The organism is Algibacter amylolyticus, assembly GCF_014202225.1.
Classification (GTDB): domain Bacteria; phylum Bacteroidota; class Bacteroidia; order Flavobacteriales; family Flavobacteriaceae; genus Algibacter_B; species Algibacter_B amylolyticus.
Genome location: NZ_JACHGE010000002.1, coordinates 24,512 through 48,108 on the forward strand (window position 1 = coordinate 24,512; position 23,597 = coordinate 48,108).

At 33.0% G+C, this 23,597-nt stretch carries 18 protein-coding genes; 9 read left to right on the forward strand and 9 right to left on the reverse strand.

Features of this window, described 5'->3' with window-relative positions; all coding sequences use genetic code 11:
• Positions 1-97 precede the first annotated feature (97 nt).
• The 6 genes from HNQ90_RS05150 (at position 98) to HNQ90_RS05175 (ending at position 10,062) form a co-directional block, all read left to right on the forward strand.
• On the forward strand, positions 98-553 hold the full coding sequence (locus HNQ90_RS05150) for a DUF4442 domain-containing protein (protein ID WP_144116818.1): 456 nt from the start codon (positions 98-100) through the stop codon (positions 551-553).
• A gap of 316 nt (positions 554-869) precedes the next feature.
• Positions 870-1,670 carry a TIGR00266 family protein gene (locus tag HNQ90_RS05155; protein ID WP_144116819.1) on the forward strand — a complete coding sequence of 267 codons (801 nt, stop codon included), beginning with the start codon at positions 870-872 and terminating at the stop codon, positions 1,668-1,670.
• A 99-nt stretch (positions 1,671-1,769) separates the two neighbouring features.
• On the forward strand, positions 1,770-3,353 hold the full coding sequence (locus tag HNQ90_RS05160; protein ID WP_144116820.1) for a helix-turn-helix transcriptional regulator: 1,584 nt from the start codon (positions 1,770-1,772) through the stop codon (positions 3,351-3,353).
• 133 nt (positions 3,354-3,486) lie between these two features.
• A complete protein-coding gene (locus HNQ90_RS05165; protein ID WP_144116821.1) occupies positions 3,487-6,546 on the forward strand; it encodes a T9SS type A sorting domain-containing protein in 3,060 nt (1,019 codons plus the stop codon).
• A gap of 327 nt (positions 6,547-6,873) precedes the next feature.
• Positions 6,874-9,543, forward strand: a complete 2,670-nt coding sequence (locus HNQ90_RS05170) for a T9SS type A sorting domain-containing protein (RefSeq protein WP_144116822.1) — start codon at positions 6,874-6,876, stop codon at positions 9,541-9,543.
• A 321-nt stretch (positions 9,544-9,864) separates the two neighbouring features.
• Positions 9,865-10,062 (forward strand): hypothetical protein, encoded by a 198-nt coding sequence (locus tag HNQ90_RS05175; RefSeq protein WP_144116823.1) that lies wholly within the window; start codon positions 9,865-9,867, stop codon positions 10,060-10,062.
• Positions 10,063-10,149: 87 nt separating this feature from the next.
• Here the strand turns inward: HNQ90_RS05175 and HNQ90_RS05180 are convergent, their stop codons facing one another.
• The 6 genes from HNQ90_RS05180 to HNQ90_RS05205 form a co-directional block, all read right to left on the reverse strand.
• Positions 10,150-11,169 carry a cytochrome-c peroxidase gene (locus HNQ90_RS05180; RefSeq protein ID WP_144116824.1) on the reverse strand — a complete coding sequence of 340 codons (1,020 nt, stop codon included), beginning with the start codon at positions 11,167-11,169 and terminating at the stop codon, positions 10,150-10,152.
• A 75-nt stretch (positions 11,170-11,244) separates the two neighbouring features.
• Positions 11,245-12,123, reverse strand: coding sequence for an MbnP family protein (locus HNQ90_RS05185; RefSeq protein ID WP_144116825.1), 879 nt, complete (start codon positions 12,121-12,123; stop codon positions 11,245-11,247).
• 30 nt (positions 12,124-12,153) lie between these two features.
• On the reverse strand, positions 12,154-14,139 hold the full coding sequence (locus HNQ90_RS05190) for a TonB-dependent receptor plug domain-containing protein (RefSeq protein WP_144116826.1): 1,986 nt from the start codon (positions 14,137-14,139) through the stop codon (positions 12,154-12,156).
• A gap of 4 nt (positions 14,140-14,143) precedes the next feature.
• A complete protein-coding gene (locus tag HNQ90_RS05195) occupies positions 14,144-15,067 on the reverse strand; it encodes a hypothetical protein (protein ID WP_144116827.1) in 924 nt (307 codons plus the stop codon).
• A gap of 290 nt (positions 15,068-15,357) precedes the next feature.
• Positions 15,358-15,723: a hypothetical protein gene (locus HNQ90_RS05200; RefSeq protein ID WP_144116828.1), complete on the reverse strand. Its 366-nt coding sequence runs from the start codon at positions 15,721-15,723 to the stop codon at positions 15,358-15,360.
• Positions 15,724-15,804: 81 nt separating this feature from the next.
• Entirely contained in the window at positions 15,805-16,746 is a 942-nt protein-coding gene (locus tag HNQ90_RS05205; protein WP_144116829.1) for a LysR family transcriptional regulator, read from the reverse strand.
• 102 nt (positions 16,747-16,848) lie between these two features.
• Between HNQ90_RS05205 and HNQ90_RS05210 the strand changes: the two genes are divergently transcribed.
• Complete coding sequence (locus HNQ90_RS05210; RefSeq protein ID WP_144116830.1) at positions 16,849-17,331, forward strand: Dps family protein; 483 nt, start codon at positions 16,849-16,851, stop codon at positions 17,329-17,331.
• 108 nt (positions 17,332-17,439) lie between these two features.
• On the opposite strand, the gene HNQ90_RS05215 is transcribed toward HNQ90_RS05210, so the two are convergent.
• From HNQ90_RS05215 to HNQ90_RS05225, 3 genes are all read right to left on the reverse strand, one after another.
• Positions 17,440-18,153: a LytR/AlgR family response regulator transcription factor gene (locus tag HNQ90_RS05215; RefSeq protein ID WP_221279761.1), complete on the reverse strand. Its 714-nt coding sequence runs from the start codon at positions 18,151-18,153 to the stop codon at positions 17,440-17,442.
• Positions 18,150-18,923 carry a sensor histidine kinase gene (locus HNQ90_RS05220; RefSeq protein WP_172625886.1) on the reverse strand — a complete coding sequence of 258 codons (774 nt, stop codon included), beginning with the start codon at positions 18,921-18,923 and terminating at the stop codon, positions 18,150-18,152. The genes HNQ90_RS05215 and HNQ90_RS05220 overlap by 4 nt, the downstream gene beginning before the upstream one ends.
• Positions 18,924-19,363: 440 nt before the next feature.
• Complete coding sequence (locus HNQ90_RS05225; protein ID WP_144116832.1) at positions 19,364-20,347, reverse strand: Kelch repeat-containing protein; 984 nt, start codon at positions 20,345-20,347, stop codon at positions 19,364-19,366.
• A 265-nt stretch (positions 20,348-20,612) separates the two neighbouring features.
• Here HNQ90_RS05225 and HNQ90_RS05230 point away from each other — a divergent pair, with 265 nt between their 5' ends.
• Both HNQ90_RS05230 and bamG read left to right on the forward strand, forming a co-directional pair.
• Positions 20,613-21,935 (forward strand): DUF4270 family protein, encoded by a 1,323-nt coding sequence (locus HNQ90_RS05230; RefSeq protein WP_144116833.1) that lies wholly within the window; start codon positions 20,613-20,615, stop codon positions 21,933-21,935.
• Positions 21,936-21,947: 12 nt separating this feature from the next.
• Entirely contained in the window at positions 21,948-23,183 is a 1,236-nt protein-coding gene (bamG, locus tag HNQ90_RS05235) for a BamG family beta-barrel-assembly machinery protein (protein WP_144116834.1), read from the forward strand.
• Positions 23,184-23,597 lie beyond the last annotated feature (414 nt).

A 23,597-nucleotide genomic window follows, 5' to 3' on the forward strand; every position in this document is an offset into this window, starting at 1 on the left:
GGTACTTTGTTACGCATAGTACTAAAAATTAACATAAAATTAACATTTAGGAATGTGAATTATTTTCATAACTTAGTAAAAAATTAAAACATATAAAATGGCGTTAACACCAAATAAATTAAATACTTACACCATGTTCAAGCTGCCATCGGCATACCTTTGTGGCGTAAGAACAAAACATATAGATACAGAAAAATGTATAGTAGGTGTTAAATTTAAATGGATAAACCAAAACCCATTTAAGTCTATGTTTTGGGCAGTACAAGGCATGGCAGCAGAGTTTTCAACCGGTGCATTAATGATTTCTAAAATTCAAGACTCTGGTAAACGCATATCTATGTTGGTAACATCAAATAAAGCCACATTTACTAAAAAAGCATTAGGTAAAATAACATTTACTTGTACAGATGGTAAGGCTGTGGACGAAGTACTAAAAAAAGCCATAGAAACCGGCGAAGGACAAGCCCTTTGGATGGAATCTGTAGGAAAAAACGAGGAAGGTATTGTTGTTTCAACATTTAATTTTGAGTGGAGTGTAAAGGTTAAAAGTTAGTTTTCAGTCTTAGTCACAGTATCAGTTTTCAGTTTGTTCACGTAAAAGTTTAGGATATTTAGTTTCATAAGGAATAGCGTGTTTTTTAGTCAATAATAACACTTTGCGGCTTCATGCGTGAAAAAAAATATTCCAACTTTAAAACTTGGAACTTTAAAAATTAACTGTTCAGTCTCCGAGAAACTCAGTGAAATAACTTTTACAACTTTTTTAGAATTTAAAATTTAGCCAATTCAAATTCAAATTTTTTTAAAAACTTTGTAACAAAACTCAAAACAAATCAACATATAAGCGAATCACAAAAAAAACTAGCAAAATGACTTCACACGAAATAGACTATCGCATCTACGGCGAAGAAATGCAATACGTAGAAATTGAACTCGATCCACAAGAAGGCGTTGTAGCCGAAGCTGGAAGTTTTATGATGATGGACGATGGCATTAAAATGGAAACCATTTTTGGTGATGGTTCGCAAAACGATACAGGGTTTTTAGGTAAAATATTAGGTGCCGGAAAACGAATTTTAACAGGAGAAAGCTTATTTATGACGGCTTTTTATAACGATCTAGTCGGTAAACGTAATGTATCCTTTGCATCACCATATCCAGGAAAAATAATCCCAATAGATTTATCGCGTTTTGGCGGCAAATTTATTTGTCAAAAAGATGCTTTTTTATGCGCAGCAAAGGGTGTAAGCGTAGGTATTGAGTTTTCTAAAAAACTAGGACGCGGACTTTTTGGAGGTGAGGGCTTTATTATGCAAAAACTAGAAGGCGATGGTATGGCATTTGTTCATGCAGGAGGAACCATGGCTATGAAAGAACTTAAAGCGGGCGAAACATTACGCGTAGATACTGGCTGCATTGTAGGTTTCGATCAAACGGTAGATTACGATATCGAGTTTATTGGTGGTATTAAAAACACGGTTTTTGGAGGCGAAGGCTTATTTTTTGCTAAACTTCAAGGTCCTGGTACCGTATATATTCAATCCCTACCTTTTAGTAGGTTGGCAGGTCGTGTGTTGGCATCGGCACCTAGAGCAGGTGGTAAGAGTAAAGGCGAAGGAAGTGTACTTGGAGGCCTTGGCGATTTACTTGATGGCGATAATAGATTCTAAATTTATAAAAAAAAAGATTTTTGTTAAAGGCTGCATCATTTGATGCAGCCTTTTTATATTTTAGCATGTAATAAAATATAGACTTTAACCCTAAGACCATTGAATTTAAAATTATTATTTAATCTATTATTTTTAGCTGTTTTTTTATTTAGTAATCCTGTTGTTTCTCAAAATGATCATAAAGGTCCAAATTTGAAATATATTGATTCGGCAAATAATATAATCGATAAAAACCCTAAAAAAGCAGCTTTATTTTTAGATTCAATTACGCTACCCTTAAACGAAAAAATTAAGGGGCATCTTGCCTGTTATTACGAGTTAAAAGTATTAATTAACGATAAAAATAACGAAACCGTAAAACGGTATCAAAATAGCATTTTGGCATTAAAATATGCCGAGCTTGAAAAAAATTATAATGTAGCAGGTTGGGCTTCATTAGAGCTTTTTTATAATTCTTATATCGTAAAAAAAGATTCTAGTGCTTATGAGTATCTAGCAAAAGCTGAAAAATTTTATAAGTTAGCTAATAATAATGATGGCATTATTGAAGTTACCCAAATGAAGGCCTTAGAAGCCTTAGGAAACAAAAAATACGCGCAGAGTAATAAGATATTATTAGATAATTTAGAACGTTATAAAAGCATAAAGGATGATGCATATTACCACATGTATGCTCAGTTTTTATTAACTACCAATTACCTTGATTTAAATAATTTAAATGCGGCGCATAAGCATTTTAATACCTTAAAAGCTTTAAAAAATAATACTACTATTCAGCCTTTATTGCACAAACGACATTTAGCTACAGTCTATGGTAGTTTGGGTGAATTTCATTTTAATAAAAAGGCAATCGATTCAACATTATTGTATTTATCCAAATCCGCAGGTGTTATAGACGGAATGAACGATAATGATAAAAGAAATTACTATAATCTTTATATTGACTATTACGATTTTAAAGAAGATTTTAAGGCTAAAAATAGCTACGTAGACTCTTTACGAATTTTAGAAAATGAGGTGTTAAACAAAACAATGAATGCGAGCCTGCTTTTGGGAGATACATTAATGCAGTCTGAAACTGAATTAGGTAAAGAACGGAAGTGGAAAAATATAAATAAGCTATGGATTATTGTGTTAATTATAGTAGTTCTTGTGGTGTCTGTTTTTTATGTTGTTAAACATAGGCGCGCTTCAAAAATGGTGGATAATTATGAGAAAAATAATGACGAGTTCACTTACTTAAAATCCAATCATGAGAAGCTGAAATTAAAAGTTCATGGTTTAGAAGAATATATAAGCGATGTTAAAAAGGAAATTAAGAGTATTTCATCTCTTGATGGAAGCGGAAATCAGCAAAATAAGGTAAAGGAATTATATAAAAATTTACATATTAATGCGCCACTTCTTTTAGATAAAAATGAGGATCATTTAAAATTGGTAAACGAACTTAATATTGATTTTTTTACAAAAATTAAGAAGGAATATCCTCAATTAGTAGATTCCGAAATTATAATATGCTATTATTTATTTGTGGGTTTTAAAAGTAAAGAAATAGCTGTGTTTTTAAAATCCACTACACGTGCTGTTGAAGGTAAGCGCTATCGTATTTCCAAAAAAATGAATCTTCAGGAAAGCGAATACACTTTGGTAGATTTTTTAAATAAAGAATTTAAAAATTTATAATTGAACATCAATCACATAGTCGAAGTGATTTTAAACGATTAAAATGGGAATGTGTAGTTGTTGTGTAGCCACTTACTGCTAGTATATTAAGAAGCTTTTGGATATTCGTTTGTTATTATAACAAATTAATATTATGAAAAGAATTTACACATTGGTATTTGTCTTATTTGCAATTACCGCTTTTTCGCAAAAGCAAGATTACAATCAGATGATTTCCGCAGGGACTTATACTGTGGAAGAAATTAGAGAAGCCGCCGAAACTTATTTTGAGAATCGAGATAAAGGTAAGGGGTCTGGTTATAAGCAATACAAGCGCTGGGAATACCAAGCCATGCGCTCAATGAAAGATAATGGCGTTTTAAAATCTCCAAAATTTTATTTTGAAGAATTGGAGCGTTATAATAAATCCATAAATCAAAAGGCTGCTAGGGCAAAAGCTGCGGTTGCAGATCCTGGTAATTGGGAACAATTGGGGCCATATTCAGAAAATGCGTCTTCAAGTGACTCTCCTGGTACGGGTAAAGTTATGGCTCTGGCTGTAGATAAAACTAATGTTAATCATATTATTGCAGCATCGGAAACTGGAGGTGTTTGGAAAAGTATAAATGCGGGTGTTTCATGGACTCCATTAACAGATAACATGTCTAACCTAAGAGTTAATTCCCTAGCAATAGATCCCACCAATTCTTCCATTTATTATTGGGGTAGTAATAATGGAATTATTTTTAAATCCACAGATGCTGGTGCAACTTGGAATGTTTTAGCAACAGTAACACCAGGTGCAGGGATCGTGAATAAAATTTTAGTAGACCCTTCAAATACAGCTAAACTTTATTGTAGTGTAGAGAACAAAGGGATTTATAAATCGACAAATTCTGGGATTTCATGGCTAGCGATAAGTTCTATTTTAACTAGTGGATATGATGTAGAGTTTAAGCCCATGGATTATAATACAGTTTATGCATCTGGCGAATATTTTTTAAGATCTACAGATGGTGGTGCTACCTTCTCATTAAATGAACCTGGAATTGATAATTGGGAATTTGAATATGCACCAGCATCGGTTAATGGAAGTAATGTGCCTTGGTATATTGCCTCACGTAATAAAGAGGCTTTTGGAATTGAAGCTGTTTTTGCTGCTACAGGTAATGGCCTTGGCCGATTTAATACAGGTACGGATAATGTGGCAGGAAATAAAACAAAGCTAGTTTCTGTTCCTTTAGATCTTTCGGTTGGAGACAATCCTGTTTTAAAGTTTCTTCATGCTGAATCAGATTATTTTGGATCTATAGATAAGCTTAAAGTGTTTTATAAATCAGATTTTTTTGATCCTTGGGTAGAATTAGCAAGTTATTCTGGAGATATACAAGGTTGGGTTTCTGAAACGATTCCTTTGCCAAATCCGTCATTCGATTATTATATTGCTTTTGAGGGTGAAACAGCAAAAGGTGGAAGTATTGTTCTTGATGATGTTTTAGTGCAAACGGATAATGGCCCAGTGTTAACAGAAGGTTTTGAAGGAGAATCATCAAATGTATTTAGAACTCTAGGGGCTAAAATGATTGCAGTATCTGAAATAGATCCTACTGTGGTTTATCTAGCAGAAGCTTCAAAACCAAGTACGCAAAGTGCTTATTTTGAGGCGATTTATAAATCTACAGATAGTGGGGAAAAATTAAAAAGAATTTCTCAAACAAAAAACTTTTTTGGTTCAGATATAGATGGGGATGGAACTAGGGGACAAGCTCCACATCATATGGATATTGCTGTTAGCCAAACAGATGCTAATGTAGTCTTTTTAGGAGGTGTTAATACTTGGCGATCATTAGATGGTGGTCTTAATTTTAGTTTAGCTTCTCATTGGGAAAGGTCGTTATCTACTAGTCGCAATGCAGGTTATACGCACGCCGATATTTGTATTATGGAGGCCGTTGGTTCTAAGGTGTATTTAGGAACAGATGGTGGTTTTTATGTGGCAAATACGCCTTCTGCTACTATGAGTCCAAGCTTTTATACCGATTTATCTAGTGGTCTGGGAATAAGACAATTTTATAGATTTGGAATTAGTCAAACAGACCCTGTTGTTATTACTGGAGGAGCTCAAGATAACGGAAGTTCTGGACGAACTGCAGCAGGAGTGTGGAGAGACTGGCTTAGTGCAGATGGAGGCGAAGGCTTTGTTGATAAAAATAATTCAAATATCTTATACGGTACGCAACAAGGGGGGATTATTCGTAAAACAACAGATGTAAACCAAGCCTCTATAGCTTATATTAGCGGTACTCCAGATGGAAGTGGGAGTTTTATTACTCCAATGGAACAAGATCCAATATTACCAAATACGTTTTACGTTGGAATTAAACATGTTTATAAAACGTCTGATGATGGAGATAATTGGACAGCAATTTCCCAGCAGTTTGGTGGTAATCTTTTCGAGCTTAAAGTTGCACCTTCCAATAATTTAATATTGTATGCATCAGGCGCAAGTACTGTTGGGTTAAATAAAACAACAACAGGAGGAGGTACCTGGGAGAAGTTAAACAGCTATAATGGTGGCTTTATTACATCCATTGCTGTTCACCCAACTAATCCTAACAAAGTGGCTGTGACCACAGAAGGCGCCGAAAAAATATATGTAACCACAGATGGAGGAACAACTTGGACATCTTATAAATTCGATTTACCAAATTTTAGCGCATTAGCTGTAGTTTGGGATAACAATGGAAACGATGGCTTATATATAGGGATGGACTATGGTGTTTATTATACAGACAATACTTTAAGCAATACTTGGGAAGTCTTTAATAATAATTTACCAAACGTAAAAATTAGTGAGTTAGAAGTTAATTATGTTGATAATAAATTATACACAGCAACATTTGGCCGTGGTGTATGGCGTACTCCTCGTTTTAATATTGTTACATTAGGACGTGAAAGTGCAGATATACAATTAAAAGAGGTTTCTCTATATCCGAATCCAGCAACGGACTCATTTAGTTTAATCTCTTCTAAAAAAGAAACAGTTAATATTAAAGTATTCAATTCATTAGGTAAATTAATGCACTATTCTAAGGATATTACTTTAGTAAATGCATTCAAAATAGATGTATCGGAATATACTGCGGGTTTATATTACGTTAGAATTAATAATAAAGAACATGTAGTTGTTAAAAAACTGGTAGTTTATAACTAGCGTTTAATATAGGTTTTTTAGAAAAGGAGGTTATTTATTAATCTCCTTTTCTAATTCAAAAAGTTTATATGGATAAAAAAGTTAAAGGGTTATTGTAACTCTAAGTTTGTTTTATTTCCGCTTTGTGTAGTTGGTGAGTAGTTGTTTTGTGTCTATCATATCAAAGGATTTGTAATATTTGTGTTAAAATTTAGGTAGAATAAAAAAATAGGGAAAATAGAACAAGTGTATGAAATAAATTACTTGTTTTTAGATCATTAAGTAAGCAAAATTTTAGTCTACGCTAGCTGAACAAATTATTTATAATAAATTTAATTAAATAAAAAAATGAAAAAAATCTACGCAATTTTATTTACTGTGCTTTTCTCTGTTTTATCATTTGGACAAAACGGTAAAAGTTGGAGTAAAAAAGGAACGAGTAAAAAGGAAACTTTTTATAATGTCCAAGCAAAATTTGACAAATACTGGGAAACTAAAACACCAGCAAAAGGACAGGGTTATAATATTTTTAAACGTTGGGAAAAAAAGGTGGCCGATAAGGTATATCCTTCAGGCGATATGTCACTTTTATCATCTAACTATTCCAATTATGTGGAGTGGTCTACTTCTAATAAAGTTTTAAATAAAAATAGTGCAAAGTCCAACGCTTCAAATTGGTCTTCTTTAAATGGTAATTCAGTAGCATCAGGTTACGATACAGGTTCTGGTAGATTATCATTTATAACTTTCGATCCATTAGACGCATCTACTTTTTATGTTGGTGCTCCAGATGGTGGCTTATGGAAAACCACAGATGGTGGTAATAATTGGACAACTAATACTGATTTTTTATCAGTAATAGGATGTTCTGGGTTGGTAATACACCCAACAACAACATCTACAATGTATTTAGCAACAGGAGACAGGGCGGATGATAGAAGAAGTATAGGTGTCCTAAAATCTACAGATGGTGGCGCATCATGGAATCCTACAGGATTAACTTGGACAGTGGCAGATAATTACAGAATTACAAAAATTGTTATGGACCCAAACACACCATCTACCATGATGGTTGCTACAGATGGTGGGGTTTTTAGAACTACCGATGGTTGGGCAACACATACATTAACAACTGGTGCAGAAGCATTTTATGATATTGAATTTAAACCAGGAACAGCCGTTGGAAACTCTAATACAGTTTATGCTGCTAGTGTGTATAATTACACTGAAGGTTATATCTATAAATCAACCGATAATGGTGCAAATTGGACCATTGCTTCAGGTATTCCAACCTCTGATGTAAGTAGAATTGAAATGGCAGTTTCAGCTAATGATGAAGATGTGGTATACGCTATAGCTGGAAACTTAGAGCGAGGTTTAAAGGGCGTTTATAAATCGACCGATAGTGGCTCTAATTTCTCATTAGTTTATGAAACAACAGCTAGTACTCCTAATATTTTACACGCTAATGATAATCCGCCGTCAGCACCAACCGAAGGTTGGAATGGCGGACAAGCAGACCATGATTTAGCAATTGCAGTGTCTCCTTTAGATGCCAATTTAGTAACCATTGGAGGAATAAACCAATGGCAATCCACTAATGGTGGTACAAGTTGGGAAAGAATTACATATTGGTTGGGTGTTAAAGATGGTTTTCCGGGGTCTCAATACCCTTCAACAGAAACCAAACCTTATATCCATGCAGATATTCAATACATTGCGTATTCTCCGCACGATGATACTACTTTATATACAACTTGCGATGGAGGAATATCAAAAGGAATTTCTAACGGGCAATCGGCATGGGAAGATATTACCAATAACATAGCTGTTGGTCAGCAAACAAATATCGCACTTTCTGCTACAGACCCAAATAAATATTTTGCAGGTTTACAAGATATAGGTTCTATTATGGCAACTAGTGCAGGTATGTGGTCTGTATTAAGTGGTGGTGATGGTGAAGATGGTTTTATAGATCGTACAGATGATAATATCATTATTTCATCTACAACAAACGGACAATTTTACCGCACAAGTTACGGCGTGGTATCGTACTTTCCTTCAACAAATGGCGAGTGGTTTAGCCCGATTCATCAAGATCCAATTGAAGCGGATTGGGTTTATTTAGGAGGAAGACCAGCACTGTATAAAAGTACAGATATGCTAACGAAACCAAATGGCGATTCGGCTCCAAATTGGACTGCCCTAGGAACGCCTGCTGCTGGTAAAAATATTTTACGTTTTGAAATTGCACCTACTAATAATCAAGTAATGTATGCGATTACAGAAAATAAACTTTCAAAATCTACAGATGCTGGAGTTAACTGGACAGATGTAACAGGCACATTACCTGTTGGGTCTGCATCACTAAAAAACTTAACCATATCAAATTCTAATTCTGATGAGGTATGGGTTGTGTTTTCTGGATATAACGCGTCTAGTAAAGTATTTAAAACTAGTAATGGCGGAACCTCATGGACAGATGTTTACTCTAGTACATTACCAAACTTACCTATAAATACAATTGTACACCTTAAAAATAGTACTCAAAATGGTGTGTTTATTGGAGCCGATATAGGAGTGTATTACATTGATGATTCTCAAAGTGCTTGGACAGAAGAAGCAACCAATTTACCTAGAAACGCAGTTCAAGATTTAGAGGTTTTTTATACATCGGCAACAAGTGCAAAGTTAAGAGCTGCTACTTACGGTAGAGGTTCATGGGAAACAAGTATAAACTTTACTACTTTAGAAGTTAATGAAAATACTATGTTAGCTTCGGAAGCTCCTAGGTTTCATCCTAATCCTGTAAAACAAGGATTTGTAAATGTGAAGTTGAACAACCCTAATTCAAAATTCGATTTCGAAATTTATAACAACATTGGTCAAAAAGTGTCTTCTGGAACAATTGATCGCAACAATACCGTTATTGACTTAAAAAATAACACAAGTGGATTCTATTTTATAAAAGTGAAAAATGAGAATAAAGTGTACAGTCAGAAAATAATAATTGAGTAGAAAACAAAGTAAATTAAGCGGTAATTCGGTTTAGTTAAATTTGATTAATAGCTTCTAACTCATTAAATGGATCCTGTGTAGTTCGCTATACAGGATTTTTTTTTGATAATAAATAAAGAAAAATATAAAGGTGAAGGCTCTAGTTTAGGTGATTAGCGTTTTTTTTTAGAAATTTGTTGATGTTCTATTTAAAGTTATTTGTGTTAATATTCCTTAAAATTATAGAACTTGATTATATTTTCACTAAATTTAAACATCAAAAAATATAAAGCCTATACTATAAACCTACTTATTATTAAAACCTAAAACCCTGTAAAAATCATGGCAAGAGCAATGCTAGATTACACAAAAACTATACTTAACAAAGTTAGTTTTGACTCGTCGTTGTTTTGCAAAGAAGTACAAAAGGCATTAAATAGATTGTTGCCTTATGAGATTGAAGAGCTTAAAATTTATATTCATTCTCTGGTATTGCAAAATCCCGATTTAAATCAATGTTTAATTTATTTAAAAGCATAATAAAAAAGCGACTCTAGAGTCGCTTTTTTGCATTAAATAGGTAGGTTTGTTGAATGGTGTATTCAACGCAAGTTCTGGGATTATAAGTTATTGCCCAATAAACTCAGTATCACTTAGTGTTTTCATGAATGAAATGAGATGGGTTTTTTCCTCTTCTGTGAGAGAAATTTTATTGCCATTATCTTTTAAAATAGGGTCTAAGTTTTCGGCATCTACAACACCGTTATCTAAATAATCTAGGAGGTCTTTTAAAGTATTAAATTGTCCAAAACTACCATAGGGCGCTGTGTATTCAATATTTCGTAATGAAGGTACACGAAAACGTAAATAATCATCTACTTCTCTAGTAACTCTCGATCGGCCACCTTCTTCGCTATCTGTATTAATAGGAAAGCCAATGTTTCTGAAGCTTTGATCTGTAAATAATTCTGTACTGTGGCAACTTATACATTTATCTTTAAAAATTTGATAACCTTGGGCTTCACTTTTGGTAAAAGTTACACCTTCTTCTCGTATAACTTTGTCGTATTTACTATTTGCAGAAATTAAAGTGTATTCAAACTGAGCAATACTGTTAAATATTCTATCGTTTGTAACAGCCTCATCACCAAAAGCTTTATTAAATAGTTCAATATACTCTTGATCGTTTTCAATTTTGCCTATAACTTCTAAAATAGAGGAATCCATTTCTTCGTGCGTTATAATAGGTACTAATGGTTGGTTTTCTAAAACTAATTTATTTCCATCCCAGTTATAAAATTGCATGAATGCCATATTTTGAATGGGTGGGGTATTACGTAACCCGACTCTACCCTCAATACCTATGGCTTTGGATAAGTTATCGGTAAATGCGTTTGCTTGAATGTGGCAACTAGCACACGCAATGGTATTATCTGCACTTAACCTTTTGTCATGAAATAACTTTTTTCCTAACACTACACCATATGTTGTTGGTGCATTAGTAGTAGCGGTAATGTTTAAATCTGGAAAACCTTCCGGAATGTTTAGCGTGATTTCCGGATTATCATAAGAAATGGGTTGGTAGTCGTCATTACTACAAGATGCAAGTACTAATAACACACACATATTTCTTATTGAATTTTTCATTTTGTAAACGCTTTTAGGGACATTAATAATAAGCTTCAGCTCGCTATATATGGCAAGCTGAAGCTATATTTATATTTAGTTTTCTACGCTAGTAATTGAAAACATACCTGTAGTATTAGTATCTCCGGTTCCACCAATATTGTCAACAAACCTCATCATTTCTGTTGCAGTATGCGCACTTGGTGTTGCGTTGTTGGTAATATTTTCTGCTGTTACTAAAGTAATAGTATGAGTATCTCCGCTTAAAAATTTATTAAGATCTGCTTTAATAACAATTTTAGGAGCGCTATTCCCTACAGTTGCCAAAGTTGGAAGGTTTAATGTAATATCTCGATATGCATCAACACCTTGAATAAAGCTTTCACCAGTAGTATCATCTGGATCTTCGTCTATCGTGCTACCAGAGTGGAAAGACAATGTTTTATTATCATTGTCATAAAAACCTTCAATTTTAGTAAAACGGTATCCTGTTCCCCATTCCCAGTGCATTTGCGTGTCGTTCTCGCCAGCTGCTGCATAAAAGTTAGGGAAACTAACTTCGTCTAGAGTATTTAATGATGTTTTTACACCTAAACCAAATTTTATTTGACTGTAATCAGCAGTAGGAATATCATTTAAAACATATTGTAAAGTTTCAGTTTTAGCTTGGTTTATTACAGTAGCACCGTTATCTAAATCGTTAACATTATATGGTATTTCGGTACCATCCTCTTTAATAAGGCGGATGTTACTTATTACATATTTTAACTCTTCAAAGTGGTGTATTTGTCCTTCGGCAGAAGTATTTGTAGTAGCCTCGGTTGAATTAGCATTACCAAGTACTATAGTTTCGTTTCCAAAGGTATTATTAAACTCTAGGGTTACATTGTTAGCTACAGGAGCATCATCATCACTACAAGAAACGATTGCTAATGTGCTAAGAGATAATAGTAGATACTTTTTAAAATTTTTCATTTCGATTTTGTTTGTTGTTATTGATTTTGTTTAAAAATTTATTTTTAAAGACGTAAAGATGTTACGTCCCATTCTAGGGATATTTCCCCAATCGGCATAGGTGCTGTAGTATTCGTTTAAAATATTTTCGGCACCTACTTGGAATACTGTTTTGTAACCATCTATGTAGAAGGTGTAATTTGCCGAAGCATTCCAGTTTGTATAGGAAGGTGTTTGATCTTCGCCATATTCTGGACTGTAATTAATTTGCTTATAATCGCCATTAAGGGACGTTGAGAATCCGAATTTTTGATATGCATAATGCAAAGACGTTTGGTAGCTTAGCGGACGAATAAACGGTAAATTATTTTTATTGTCATCTAGCCCTCGAGCATACGTAAGGGTTCCTTTCCAGTGTAAATCCTTTAAAACGGTATATTTACCATTCAATGAAAAGTTAAATAGGGTAGCATTGTCTAAAGACGTGTAGCCTTTAACACCAACCGATTGATAATTCATAGGACTTCCGGCACTTAAAATTCTTCCTATAATGTAATCTTGTATATAGAAGTAATTTGCCTTTGCCAAAATGCCACCTTTTTTAGTTTTATAACCTGCACTAGCATTAACCTCATAAGACACCTCGTTTTTTAAATCTGGATTTCCAATGTAATCATAACGGTCAAAACTGTTATAAATATAATACCCATAACCTTCAGAAACCGAAGGTGCCCTGTGGCCATATCCACCACCAACTGATAAATTAAATTGGTTGATATCTAGGTTGTAACCGGCATGTAAACTTGGTAAAAACCGTGTTTTTTCTTGCGATGCACTAGGGTGAAAAATTCGGTTAAACTCAACATATTTTGAATAGTTGTAATTAACACCTAAAGCCCCTCCAAAATTTAGTTGACTTTTTTCCGAGATATCATAAGTGTTACTCGTTGAAAGTCCTGCGTATTGTGTGGTAACCCAGGGCCAACTAAAAGCAAACATAGTACGCTCGCTGCGGTCTTGTGGGTACATACGCATTTCTGCAATAGATAAATTATCATATGCATTTAGCTGTATTTCTGAAGCAAATTTTTCTTTTTTAAGATTAATTTTAGAAACCATACCGTAGGTTGTGCTCCAACCAGGCATATCCATATGTACTAAGTTTTCTGGACGTGTGGTATCGTCCATATAATGCTCAACTGCGTTAAAATATAATTTAGTGTCCCATACTTTAACAATCCCATTTTCAAAAAACTGTTTGTATGCCACCGAGGTTATAAGGGCTCTCGATAAAGATAAATCCATTGGAAGCGCAGGGAAACCAACATCTTTCGCTTTATCGAAAATGGCATCGACTCTTAGGGCCGATAAGTCGCTCGTTTTGTACGCTAAGCCCAATGATGTATTGAATTTGTCGTACTGCGAGTGGTTAACTTCATCGTTATTTCCATCAGAATAATTTTCTGCTTTTCTATACGATATACTACCTTCGGCTACCAGTTTTTCTCCTGAATATGAAGCATTACCAAGGTTAAAGAATTGATTGTTATTAAATTCGAAACCCGTTTGGTAGGCTGCATTCCATTTTTTACTTAGGCCAAAGGATGTGCTTTTCCTTTTTAAATCGATACTTCCAGCAACAGTAGCGCCATTTAAGCCTCCTGCTTGTCCTGATTGAATATCAATTTCCGCAAGATTATTGCTTTCAACATACGATGTAACAGGATCCATTTTATCTGTACAAGCTCCAAACACATGCATACCATCAATAGTAATAATAGAACGCTCTGTACTCATATTATTGAGTAAAGGTTCCCAGGCGTAAGCACCGCGTTTTATAAAGCTAATATTATCAGACGAGGCTAAAAATTCATCAACAGAAACCGCCATTTTCATTTCGGTTTCAATTTTCTTTTTCTTAGCCGCAATAATCACAATTTCATCCAATTGTACGTCCACACTATCCTGTTGCATTTGTAAATTTTGAGCGCTCACAAATGTGCCAAACAAAAGTATTAGTACTGTAATTCCTTTCATTTTTTTAGAATAATATATCGATGTGTAATTCACCTTTTTCACCTTCAATTCCTGGTGTAAACTCTGTTGAAACTTCGGTTCCTTTTATGATGTCATCATTTTCATTTTTTAAAATAAAATTCAAGGTCCAATTGCCTGTCATGGTGTAGTTAACAACGCCGTAATATAAACCATCACTTTCTTGAGTAAGGTCTTGGTTGTTAGGCGAAGAGTGATTTCCCATAGATGGTTCTGGCATTCTTGGGTCTAATAATAACGTATGATTTTTAACCACGCTATACGAGTATTGTGATGCATCAGGAAATGTGCCAGCGTTACTAGTTGGCTTGTTGTATTTGTATATACCTGCAAGCAAATCGTTTTGTGACACGCTTGGACTTTGTGGGGCTACTAAGGCTATAAAATAGTGTTCGCCATCGTTACCTGTAAAAGCCGTCATGTTTAAATTTAAATTGTTTTGCTCCGCAATAGTAATAGCAGGATTAACAGTTGTTACTTCACCATTATCAGTAATATCAATGTATATCTCCCAATGTACTGTCGAGTCACTTTCGCTAGTAAAAACGGCATAGCCAGTATAGTAGCCTTCATTGTCATTATAAACTAAATTATAGGCATGTGGACAAGACGATTTATTGCCATTGGCATCGGTTATAATAGGTAAAAAGGTTACCTCTGAATTATCCAAACTTTCATTGGTTTGGCTATTGTTAATTTTAAGGTGAATTTCGTTGTATCCTTTATATAACGTGCCGTTTAAAGCTTCAATTCTAATGGTGTAATTCTCGCTAACTATGGCTGTTACTTCTTCATACTCTATGTATTCGGTAGTTTCGGTAACTAATTCTGCTTCGTAATCTGTTTTGTCTAGTGTACAAGAAGTAACCACAACAAAAAGTACAAATACAGTAAATTGTATAAGTTTCATTGTTTATTGATTTTTATTTAAAAATGATAGAGGTTGTGCTTAACTAAAGTATTCTGTTTAAAGAATTGTGTTTAGTTAGATTTGTACAATTAATATAATTGTACGTTTTACCGCTAAATGAAATCATTAAGGGAACGCATTAAACTATGCTTATACACCAAAAACCACCTTATTAGGTGTGCGTTTTTTGCATGTTAAGTAATTATATTCTTATTAATTTTTAAATTAATAGAATACGATAGTAGTTTACTATTCTGGATTTTTTTTGAGTCCCTTATTTTATGAAGAAACTATGTAAGAGGTGGGTGAAAAATAAAGTTCATATAGTGATATTTGTATATCGCATTATATGACACGCTTATTTTTGGATTTTGTTCTTTAAGAATAACAAAATCATAATAATTAATTGTGTTTTGAAAGAACACTATAGATTGTTCTGCCGTGATAGAATGACTGTTTTCATTCCCTGTTTCAGAATTTGAAGCTTTAGCTAATTCCTTTTTAAGGTGACATTTACCATTACAAGCTAACTCTGGTTTGTCTTGGTTTATACACAGTTCATTTTTAATATAATCGTAAAATGCAGCATATTCCAATACTGGAATTATAGGCTTGACAAGCAAGAATAAAGCGAATATAAGTGCTGCTGTTTTCACGGTGCAAAGGTCTTGCTTTTTTTTAAATTTTCCTAATATTAAAATCGTTATTGATGTTAATTAGGACGCGGTTTTTATCTTTTATTTTTTAGGTAACGGACTTATTATTTTTACATTTTGAAATGCAATAGCGCCTCTAATAATACCAGAAATAACATCTTGCAAAGCTTCTATAATCTGCATTTTTAATTCGCTTTTATGATACAGTAAACTTACTTCTCTAGCAGGTGTAGGTTCGTTAAAGTAATGTAAATTGGCTTTTTCAGTTTCATTAATATCTAAAGTATGTAGGTATGGCAATAAAGTCATTCCTAGCCCTTCGTTCGATAATTTTATAAGCGTTTCAATGCTTCCGCTTTCTAATTGAAAATTATCATCAGGTTGATTTTTAAGTACTTTACATAAGTTAATAACGCCATCTCTAAAACAATGCCCATCTTCTAGTAAAAGCATATCATCTATATCGAGATCGGTAACATCAATTTTACCATTTGTGTGCAGGCGATGTCCTTTTGGTATGTAATTTACAAATGGTTCAAAATAAAGTACTCGTTCCTTAATGTTGTCATCCTCTAAAGGTGTTGCAGCAATGGCAGCATCTAAGTGGCCATCTTTAAGTCTTGTTATAATTTCTTCGGTAGTTAGCTCTTCAATTTTAAGTTTTACCTTAGGATGTTTTTTAATAAAACTCTTTAAAAACATAGGTAATAAAGTAGGCATAACCGTTGGTATAATTCCTAATTTAAATTCGCCACCAATAAATCCTTTTTGTTGATCGACGATATCTTGTATGCGGTACGATTCGTTTACAATATTTCTAGCCTGATTTACTATTTTTTTACCAACCTCGGTAAGCTCAATAGGTTTTTTGCTTCGGTCGAAAATTAAAACATCTAACTGGTCTTCAAGCTTTTGAATTTGCATGCTTAATGTTGGTTGCGTAACAAAGCATTTTTCGGCTGCTTTAGTAAAGTTTTGGTTTTCGGCAACAGCCAAAACATAGTATAATTGGGTAATAGTCATCAGTATCAATTTAGGCTATAAAAATATAAAAAGTATCAATAAAACTTATTGAAACACGTGTTAATTATAAATTAAATTTGTTGTAAGAAAATAACAAAGATTATGACAACATTAAATAGTATTGGTTTAGATACCAACAAGACAAAAGGTTTAGCTGAAGATTTAAATAGTTTATTGGCTAATTTTCAGATTTATTATCAGAATTTAAGAGGTATTCACTGGAATATAAAAGGAAAGCGATTTTTTGATTTGCATGTTAAATTTGAGGAGTTGTACACAGATGCAAATATGAAGGTAGATGAAATTGCCGAACGTATATTAACTTTAGGTGAAACGCCGTTACATACTTTCGAAGATTATTCGGCTAAGGCAAGAGTTCCTGTTGGAAAAAATATTTCGGAAGATGAAAAAGCAGTACGTTTAATAGTTGAATCGCTTACCGAGCTTTTAAGTATTGAAAGAGCACTTTTAGAAAAAGCAGGAGATGCAAATGATGAAGGAACAAACTCAATGATGAGTGATTTTATTACTGAACAAGAAAAAACTGTTTGGATGATGAAAGCTTGGTTAAATGAAACCGTCTAAATAAATAGTTGGTTTTTACAATTTACAACTTTGATTACTAGCTATTAAAGCGATCTTATTTTAAGGTCGCTTTTTTTATTGTAAAAAGTTAAAGGGATGAAAGTAGCACTAACAGTTAATTTTTTTGATAAAGTCGTTTTTGTAACTAAAGCCTATTGGTATCCATTTTTCGTCTATAATTATGCGATTACGTTGTACCGAGTGAATGTGGCTTATGGATACTATGTACGATTTATGAACCCGAATAAAATTGGATAACCCCAATTTTTCTTCAAAATTTTTAAGGCTGTTTAAAGTTAAAATAGGTTTTTTGTTTGCTGTATGTATTTTAATATAATCCTTTAAACCTTCAACATATTTTATTTCGTTAACATTAATTTTTAAGTTTTCGTATTCCGATTTTACAAAAATATATTCCGGTTCGTTACTTGGTTTTTCAATTATGGTGGGTGTTGGTTCTACTTTTTCGGTTATTATATTTAATGCTCTTGTTGCTGCTTTTAAAAATCTATGAAAGGGTATTGGTTTTACTAAATAATCTATAGCGTTTAAGTTAAAACCTTCAACGGCATAATGTGAATAAGCGGTGGTAAAAATAAAGTGTGGCTTATACTCTAAAGATTTTATAATATCGATTCCCGAAAAATTAGGCATTTCAATATCTGTAAATATTAAATCTATTTTTTGTGTATGTAATATGTTGGTAGCCTCGAATCCGTTAGAGCATGTAGCCACTAAATTTAAAAAGGATATTTTTGAAATAAAATCTTCTAATAACTCTAAAGCGAGTGGTTCGTCATCAATAATAATACAGCTTATCATAGGTTTTTTAGTTTTAAAATCAAATTAACTTCGTAACTGTTTTGCTCACTTTTAATAGCAATGGTATGTTGGTTGGGGTAGAGGAGATTTAGTCTGTTTTTAATATTTTGCAATCCAACACCAGAGTTTTCTGTTTTTTGCTGCTGGTGCGATACAGAATTCTGCACATATAGTTTTAACAAGGCGTCCTCAATAGTGATTTTTATTAAAATATTAGTATTGCCTTTAAAATCTGTTCCGTATTTAAAAGCGTTTTCAATAAATGAAATTAATAGCAAGGGCTCGATACTAAAGTTTAAATTACCATGTATATTAATTTTTACATTGCTAGAATCTTTTAACCTAAGTAATTGAAGCGACATGTAATTCCTTATATAATCGATTTCTTTTTCTAGAGGCACTAGGTCTTTATTGGCTTCATAAATCATATAACGCATTAAATCTGCCAAAATAACAATGGCATTTGCTGTGTTTTTTGATTGTTTATGGGCTAACGAATAAATACTGTTTAGTGAGTTGAATAGAAAATGCGGATTAAGTTGTGCTTTTAAAAACGATAACTCAGAGTTTACTTTTTGCGATTCAATTTCAATACGTTCCTTTTCAGATTTAAACCATTCTAAACCTAATTTTATACTTGTACTTAGTGCGAAAATTAATAATAATAGGCCTCCAGACGGAAAAAAGCCTCTAAAATTGATAAGAAATGGCGATTGATGGTTAGGCCTTAAATTGTGATTTTCTAGTCTATGAAAATTATTGGGTGGCACAAAATTTGGTTTTGGTAAAATGGTCTCTATTATATATATATAGAACAGGCCAAAAGCAAATAGCACAATAAAAAAAAGCGTTGTTTTTTTATTTAATAATAAATGCGGTACTAGTAAACTGTAATTAAGATAAAAGGCAGATATTAAAAGACTAGATCGTATTAAGAAGTCTTTCGGGATGATACCGATTTTAAAATAAATTTGGCTGCCCATTATAACCAAAAAAATTATCCATATAAGAATATGGATAACTGTTGAAGGTATCTTTTTAAACTGACTCAATATTAAATATTTGTTCAAAACTAAGGCGCTTTATTCTTAATAAAATGCTAAGAAGTGTTATTGTTTTGATAAAAGAAATAAGGTTAAACAGGCTTTAATTTATAACACAAATTGTATGTCTAGTTTAACCTTATTATCAACATTAATCAAACCTACTATTAATCATCTTCGTTTTCTAGTTCGTCTGGTCTAAACTCCCAAACATCATCAAAATAATAATTACTACTTCTTCCCATTAATACAAATGCTTTAGTATCAAAAGAAAAAGCCGATGCATCTTTTCTAGACGAGCCTTCAAATTCAGGCACTTCTTCCCAAGTATCGGAAAGTGGTGAGTATTCCCAACAAACATTGGTAATAGAACCGCTAATACCGGTGGTTAAGTAACCTTTTCCGTTTAAAGAAAAAGCAACGCTACTTGTAAATGTTATGTACTCATCGTCGTCGTCATCCAAATCGGTTAAGCTAGTCCAGGTTGTACCATCAAAAGAGTAAAAATCGTATTCCACGCTACCATTGTGTATTCCAGTGCCTATATAGGCGATATCATCTATAACAAATACCGATGCATTTTGGCGTTTTTGACCACCAAACCCAACAACTTGTTCCCAGGAATCTGTACTAGCATCGTATTTGTAAAAATCTTTTTGCTCGCTACCATCGTAGCCTGTACCAATATAACCGTAACCGTTTACCGAGAAACCTATGGCGCCATACCTTGCAGTACCTGCAAAATCTGCCTTTTGTGTCCATTGGTTGGTATCCGGGTTGTACTCCCAAAAATCTTTTAACTCATCGGTACCATCATATCCTGTACCTATGTAACCTTTACCATCAATGGTAAAACCTACAGCTCCGCTACGCGCAGTACCGGGGAAATCGGCTTTTTGTATCCAATAATCGCCTTCAGAATTGTACTCCCAGGTATCAGATAAATAGTCGTCACCATCATAACCTGTTACTAAATAACCTTTGTCGCCTATAGTAAAGCTTGCAGCGTTTCCTCTAGAATCTCCATCAAACGATGAACTTTCTACCCAGTTTCCATACTCATCAGAATCCTCATCATCACTACTGCATCCAACAGATAAAACGGATAGGATTGCAAGACCTAAAATGCTGCTCTTTTTTATTACATTCATTATTGTTACTGTTTATATTTATAATTAATTCTTAGTTAAATACGGGGCAAATCTAGAAGCTACTTGGTTTTAAAACACCACAAAATAGACCAACATGTACTTTTTGTCTATGTTACGCCCGTTTATATCTATGACGTGTTTAATGTGTTGAATATTAATATTTTAACATAACATTTACACTTTCGTCTATAAAAAACCTCGATTAGTCTATTATGCTGTGTTTTTAGATTGTACTACCAATAGTTTAGCTCCTTAAAAAAGGATAATGAAGTTATTTTTGATAAGTGTTTTTAGTTTATTATTTATGTTTTCTTGTAGTGAAGAGGTAAATAACTATCCGGTAGGTACCGATTTTATTGATAATGATATAAATATAGTTATAGTCGATACGTTTTCAATTAAGGCGGCTACTTATAAAATAGACTCGCTAATTACATCGGGCACTAGCCGTATGCTATTAGGACATTTAAAAGATGAATATTTAGGGAATTTAACTGCACAAACGTATTTTCAAGTTAATAATTCAGATTTTTCCATTAGTACAAACGCAGTTTACGATTCCATTGGGTTGGTTTTAAATTACGACACCTATTATTATGGTGATACGTTGCAACCGCAAACCTATAAAGTACATCGTTTATTAGAATTTTTTGAACCAGTGGAAGATGATGATTTTTATAACACCTCTAAACTTAAGTATGATGAAGAAGCTCTAGGGGAAGTAACATTTACTCCAAGGCCTAATAGCGCTACAGATTCTATTTATATTGCTTTAAACACGAATATAGGTGAAGAGATTTTCAATAAAATTAGAGATAATGAAATTAATACTACCGACGATTTTGTTCAATATTTTAATGGTTTAACAGTAATACCAGACGCTACAACCAACAGCCATGTATTAGGTTTTAATTTTAAATCCTATTCCGATTTAATCGATAATACCTCAATGCGAATTTTTTATACCGAAAATATAAGTGATAGTAGTGAGGGTAACGACCAGGTTATAGATTTCTTTATTCCAAATACAAGTATGCAATTTAATAGTATTTCGGCCAATTTAGATAACACAACTATTAGTGGTCTTTCTACAACAGGTACAACAATTTCTAGTGATGATACTAATCAATTAATATTTGCGCAAGCTGGTACCGGTATTTCGGCTAGAATTGAAATGCCTACGGTAAAAGATTTAAAATCACTCTCTAATGAAAGTGCAGCTCTAAATGCAGAACTAACTTTTAAACCTCTAAAAGGAAGTTACGATGCATCAAAGCCATTAAAGGAATCGCTTTTGGTTTATGTTGTTGATGGTCAAAACAGAATTGTTAGTCAGCTTACCGATTTAGATTCCAACGCAAGTTTAGCCGTTTTAAATCAAGCCGATAATGAGTTTGATGAAAACACCTATTACAGCATTGATATGAGTGGTTTTGTTGAAATGATATGGAATTCTGAATTCGATTTGGATTATGCTATCATGATTCAATTTGAAGACTATAATAGCGTTGTTGATGCATTAATAATTGATAACCTTAATGAAAACAACGACAATATTAAGCTAAGCGTAACTTATTTAAATTATTAAATAGCCTTTTAAATGTATAAAATAAAAACACTACTAGTATTAATAGTTGTTATACCATCATGTTTTTCTCAAAATGATACGAGTACGCCATATTCGTTATTTGGATTAGGGGTAGAAAATAAAACAGCTACAGGAGGATTAACAGGATTAGGAAACACAGGGATATCTCAAAACAATTCAGGAGAAATAAATTTAATAAACCCAGCTAGCTTAGGTAACATTCAGCAAAAAACGTTCTTATATGAGTTTGGTATAAACGGTGTATACTCTACGCTAAAAACCAATAATATAAGCGATACTACTTATGATTTTAATATGTCGCATGCCGTTATGGCGTTTCCTATTACCAAAAATGTAGGAATGAGTTTTGGGCTATTACCATATACTAAAGTGGGCTACGATATAGATTTCGAAAACCCTATTGAAGGCTCAACAGATACTTATATTTCTAGAGTAACTGGTTCTGGCGGATTAAATAAGTTTTACCTGTCTAGTGGTGTTCAGGTTTTTAATAAGCTATCCTTTGGGGTAGATTTATCTTATCTTTTTGGGTCTGTAAACCAAGAAACCAATTTGTATTACGACTCCTTTGTAAACATTACAGATGTTAATTATTATCGCGGTTTTAAACTTAAAACAGGGGTGCAGTATAACCTTATTAAAAACACTAATAAAGAAATTACATTAGGTGCTATTCTAGAATTGCCTGCTAATTTAGGAGGCGATCAGGTTAGCAACTCGTATAAAACATCGGTAGGAGGAACTAAAGTACTTATAGATGAAAATGTTGAAAGTGATTTGGAAGATTTCGAATTGCCGTTAACATTTGGTTTAGGGTTAACAACAAAGCTAAACAGCTCATTAACTACTAGCTTCGATTTTACCAAGCTGTATTGGGATAATACCAATCAGGTTCAAAATAACGAGAGTTATAATAACCAAGATATTTATGCTTTTGGTGCAGAGTATTTACCAACCGATAAAAATAAGTATTGGAGCTTGGTTAAATATAGGTTTGGTTTAAACTATAATACCGGGTTTTTAAATATCTCTAACCAAAAAATTGATAGTTACTTTGCATCTGTTGGTTTAGGTTTGCCTATGTCTAACCATTCTAAACTAAATATATCGTATTCTTATGGTAGAGAAGGATCTACAAGTAATAGTTTAGTTCAAGAAAATTTTCATAAAATAACGCTTAACTTAAGCTTTATAGGTAACTGGTTTAATAAAAGAAAGTACGATTAATAATTATGCTTTAAGTTTTAACTGTATTCAGGTATAACTTAAGTACTCTTAAAAAAAAACACACTTAAAAGTGATCTTAATGGGTCACTTTTTTTTGCTTATCGGTCTGCTTTTTCAATAGATTTATGTTATTAAATGTAACATTTTGTTTTAGTCTTTAATGGTTAGTCATTTGTAATTTAATCCCATTCTTAAACTGCGTTATTTTTTTTAATTCGATTATAGGTGTTAATTATCGGTTATAATTTATTTGGGTATGGATATTTATAAGAAAAAACCTAAATAAAAAATACTATTAAACGGTGCTGATAAGCTGTATTTGTCGCTAAATGAATACTATTTTATATCTATTGAATCATAGTTTATATGTTATACATTGAATAGATATTAGTTTTGGAAGTAAGTAACTACTAA

Excerpts from the sequence above, each read along its gene's own strand:
- HNQ90_RS05205 (WP_144116829.1), bottom strand. The coding sequence starts at position 16,746 with ATGACTATTACCCAATTATACTATGTTTTGGCTGTTGCCGAAAACCAA.
- HNQ90_RS05175 (WP_144116823.1), top strand. The coding sequence starts at position 9,865 with ATGGCAAGAGCAATGCTAGATTACACAAAAACTATACTTAACAAAGTT.
- bamG (WP_144116834.1), top strand. The coding sequence starts at position 21,948 with ATGTATAAAATAAAAACACTACTAGTATTAATAGTTGTTATACCATCA.
- HNQ90_RS05150 (WP_144116818.1), top strand. The coding sequence starts at position 98 with ATGGCGTTAACACCAAATAAATTAAATACTTACACCATGTTCAAGCTG.
- HNQ90_RS05170 (WP_144116822.1), top strand. The coding sequence starts at position 6,874 with ATGAAAAAAATCTACGCAATTTTATTTACTGTGCTTTTCTCTGTTTTA.
- HNQ90_RS05155 (WP_144116819.1), top strand. The coding sequence starts at position 870 with ATGACTTCACACGAAATAGACTATCGCATCTACGGCGAAGAAATGCAA.
- HNQ90_RS05210 (WP_144116830.1), top strand. The coding sequence starts at position 16,849 with ATGACAACATTAAATAGTATTGGTTTAGATACCAACAAGACAAAAGGT.
- HNQ90_RS05180 (WP_144116824.1), bottom strand. The coding sequence starts at position 11,169 with ATGAAAAATTCAATAAGAAATATGTGTGTGTTATTAGTACTTGCATCT.
- HNQ90_RS05215 (WP_221279761.1), bottom strand. The coding sequence starts at position 18,153 with ATGATAAGCTGTATTATTATTGATGACGAACCACTCGCTTTAGAGTTA.
- HNQ90_RS05190 (WP_144116826.1), bottom strand. The coding sequence starts at position 14,139 with ATGAAAGGAATTACAGTACTAATACTTTTGTTTGGCACATTTGTGAGC.
- HNQ90_RS05165 (WP_144116821.1), top strand. The coding sequence starts at position 3,487 with ATGAAAAGAATTTACACATTGGTATTTGTCTTATTTGCAATTACCGCT.
- HNQ90_RS05225 (WP_144116832.1), bottom strand. The coding sequence starts at position 20,347 with ATGAATGTAATAAAAAAGAGCAGCATTTTAGGTCTTGCAATCCTATCC.
- HNQ90_RS05230 (WP_144116833.1), top strand. The coding sequence starts at position 20,613 with ATGAAGTTATTTTTGATAAGTGTTTTTAGTTTATTATTTATGTTTTCT.
- HNQ90_RS05195 (WP_144116827.1), bottom strand. The coding sequence starts at position 15,067 with ATGAAACTTATACAATTTACTGTATTTGTACTTTTTGTTGTGGTTACT.
- HNQ90_RS05185 (WP_144116825.1), bottom strand. The coding sequence starts at position 12,123 with ATGAAAAATTTTAAAAAGTATCTACTATTATCTCTTAGCACATTAGCA.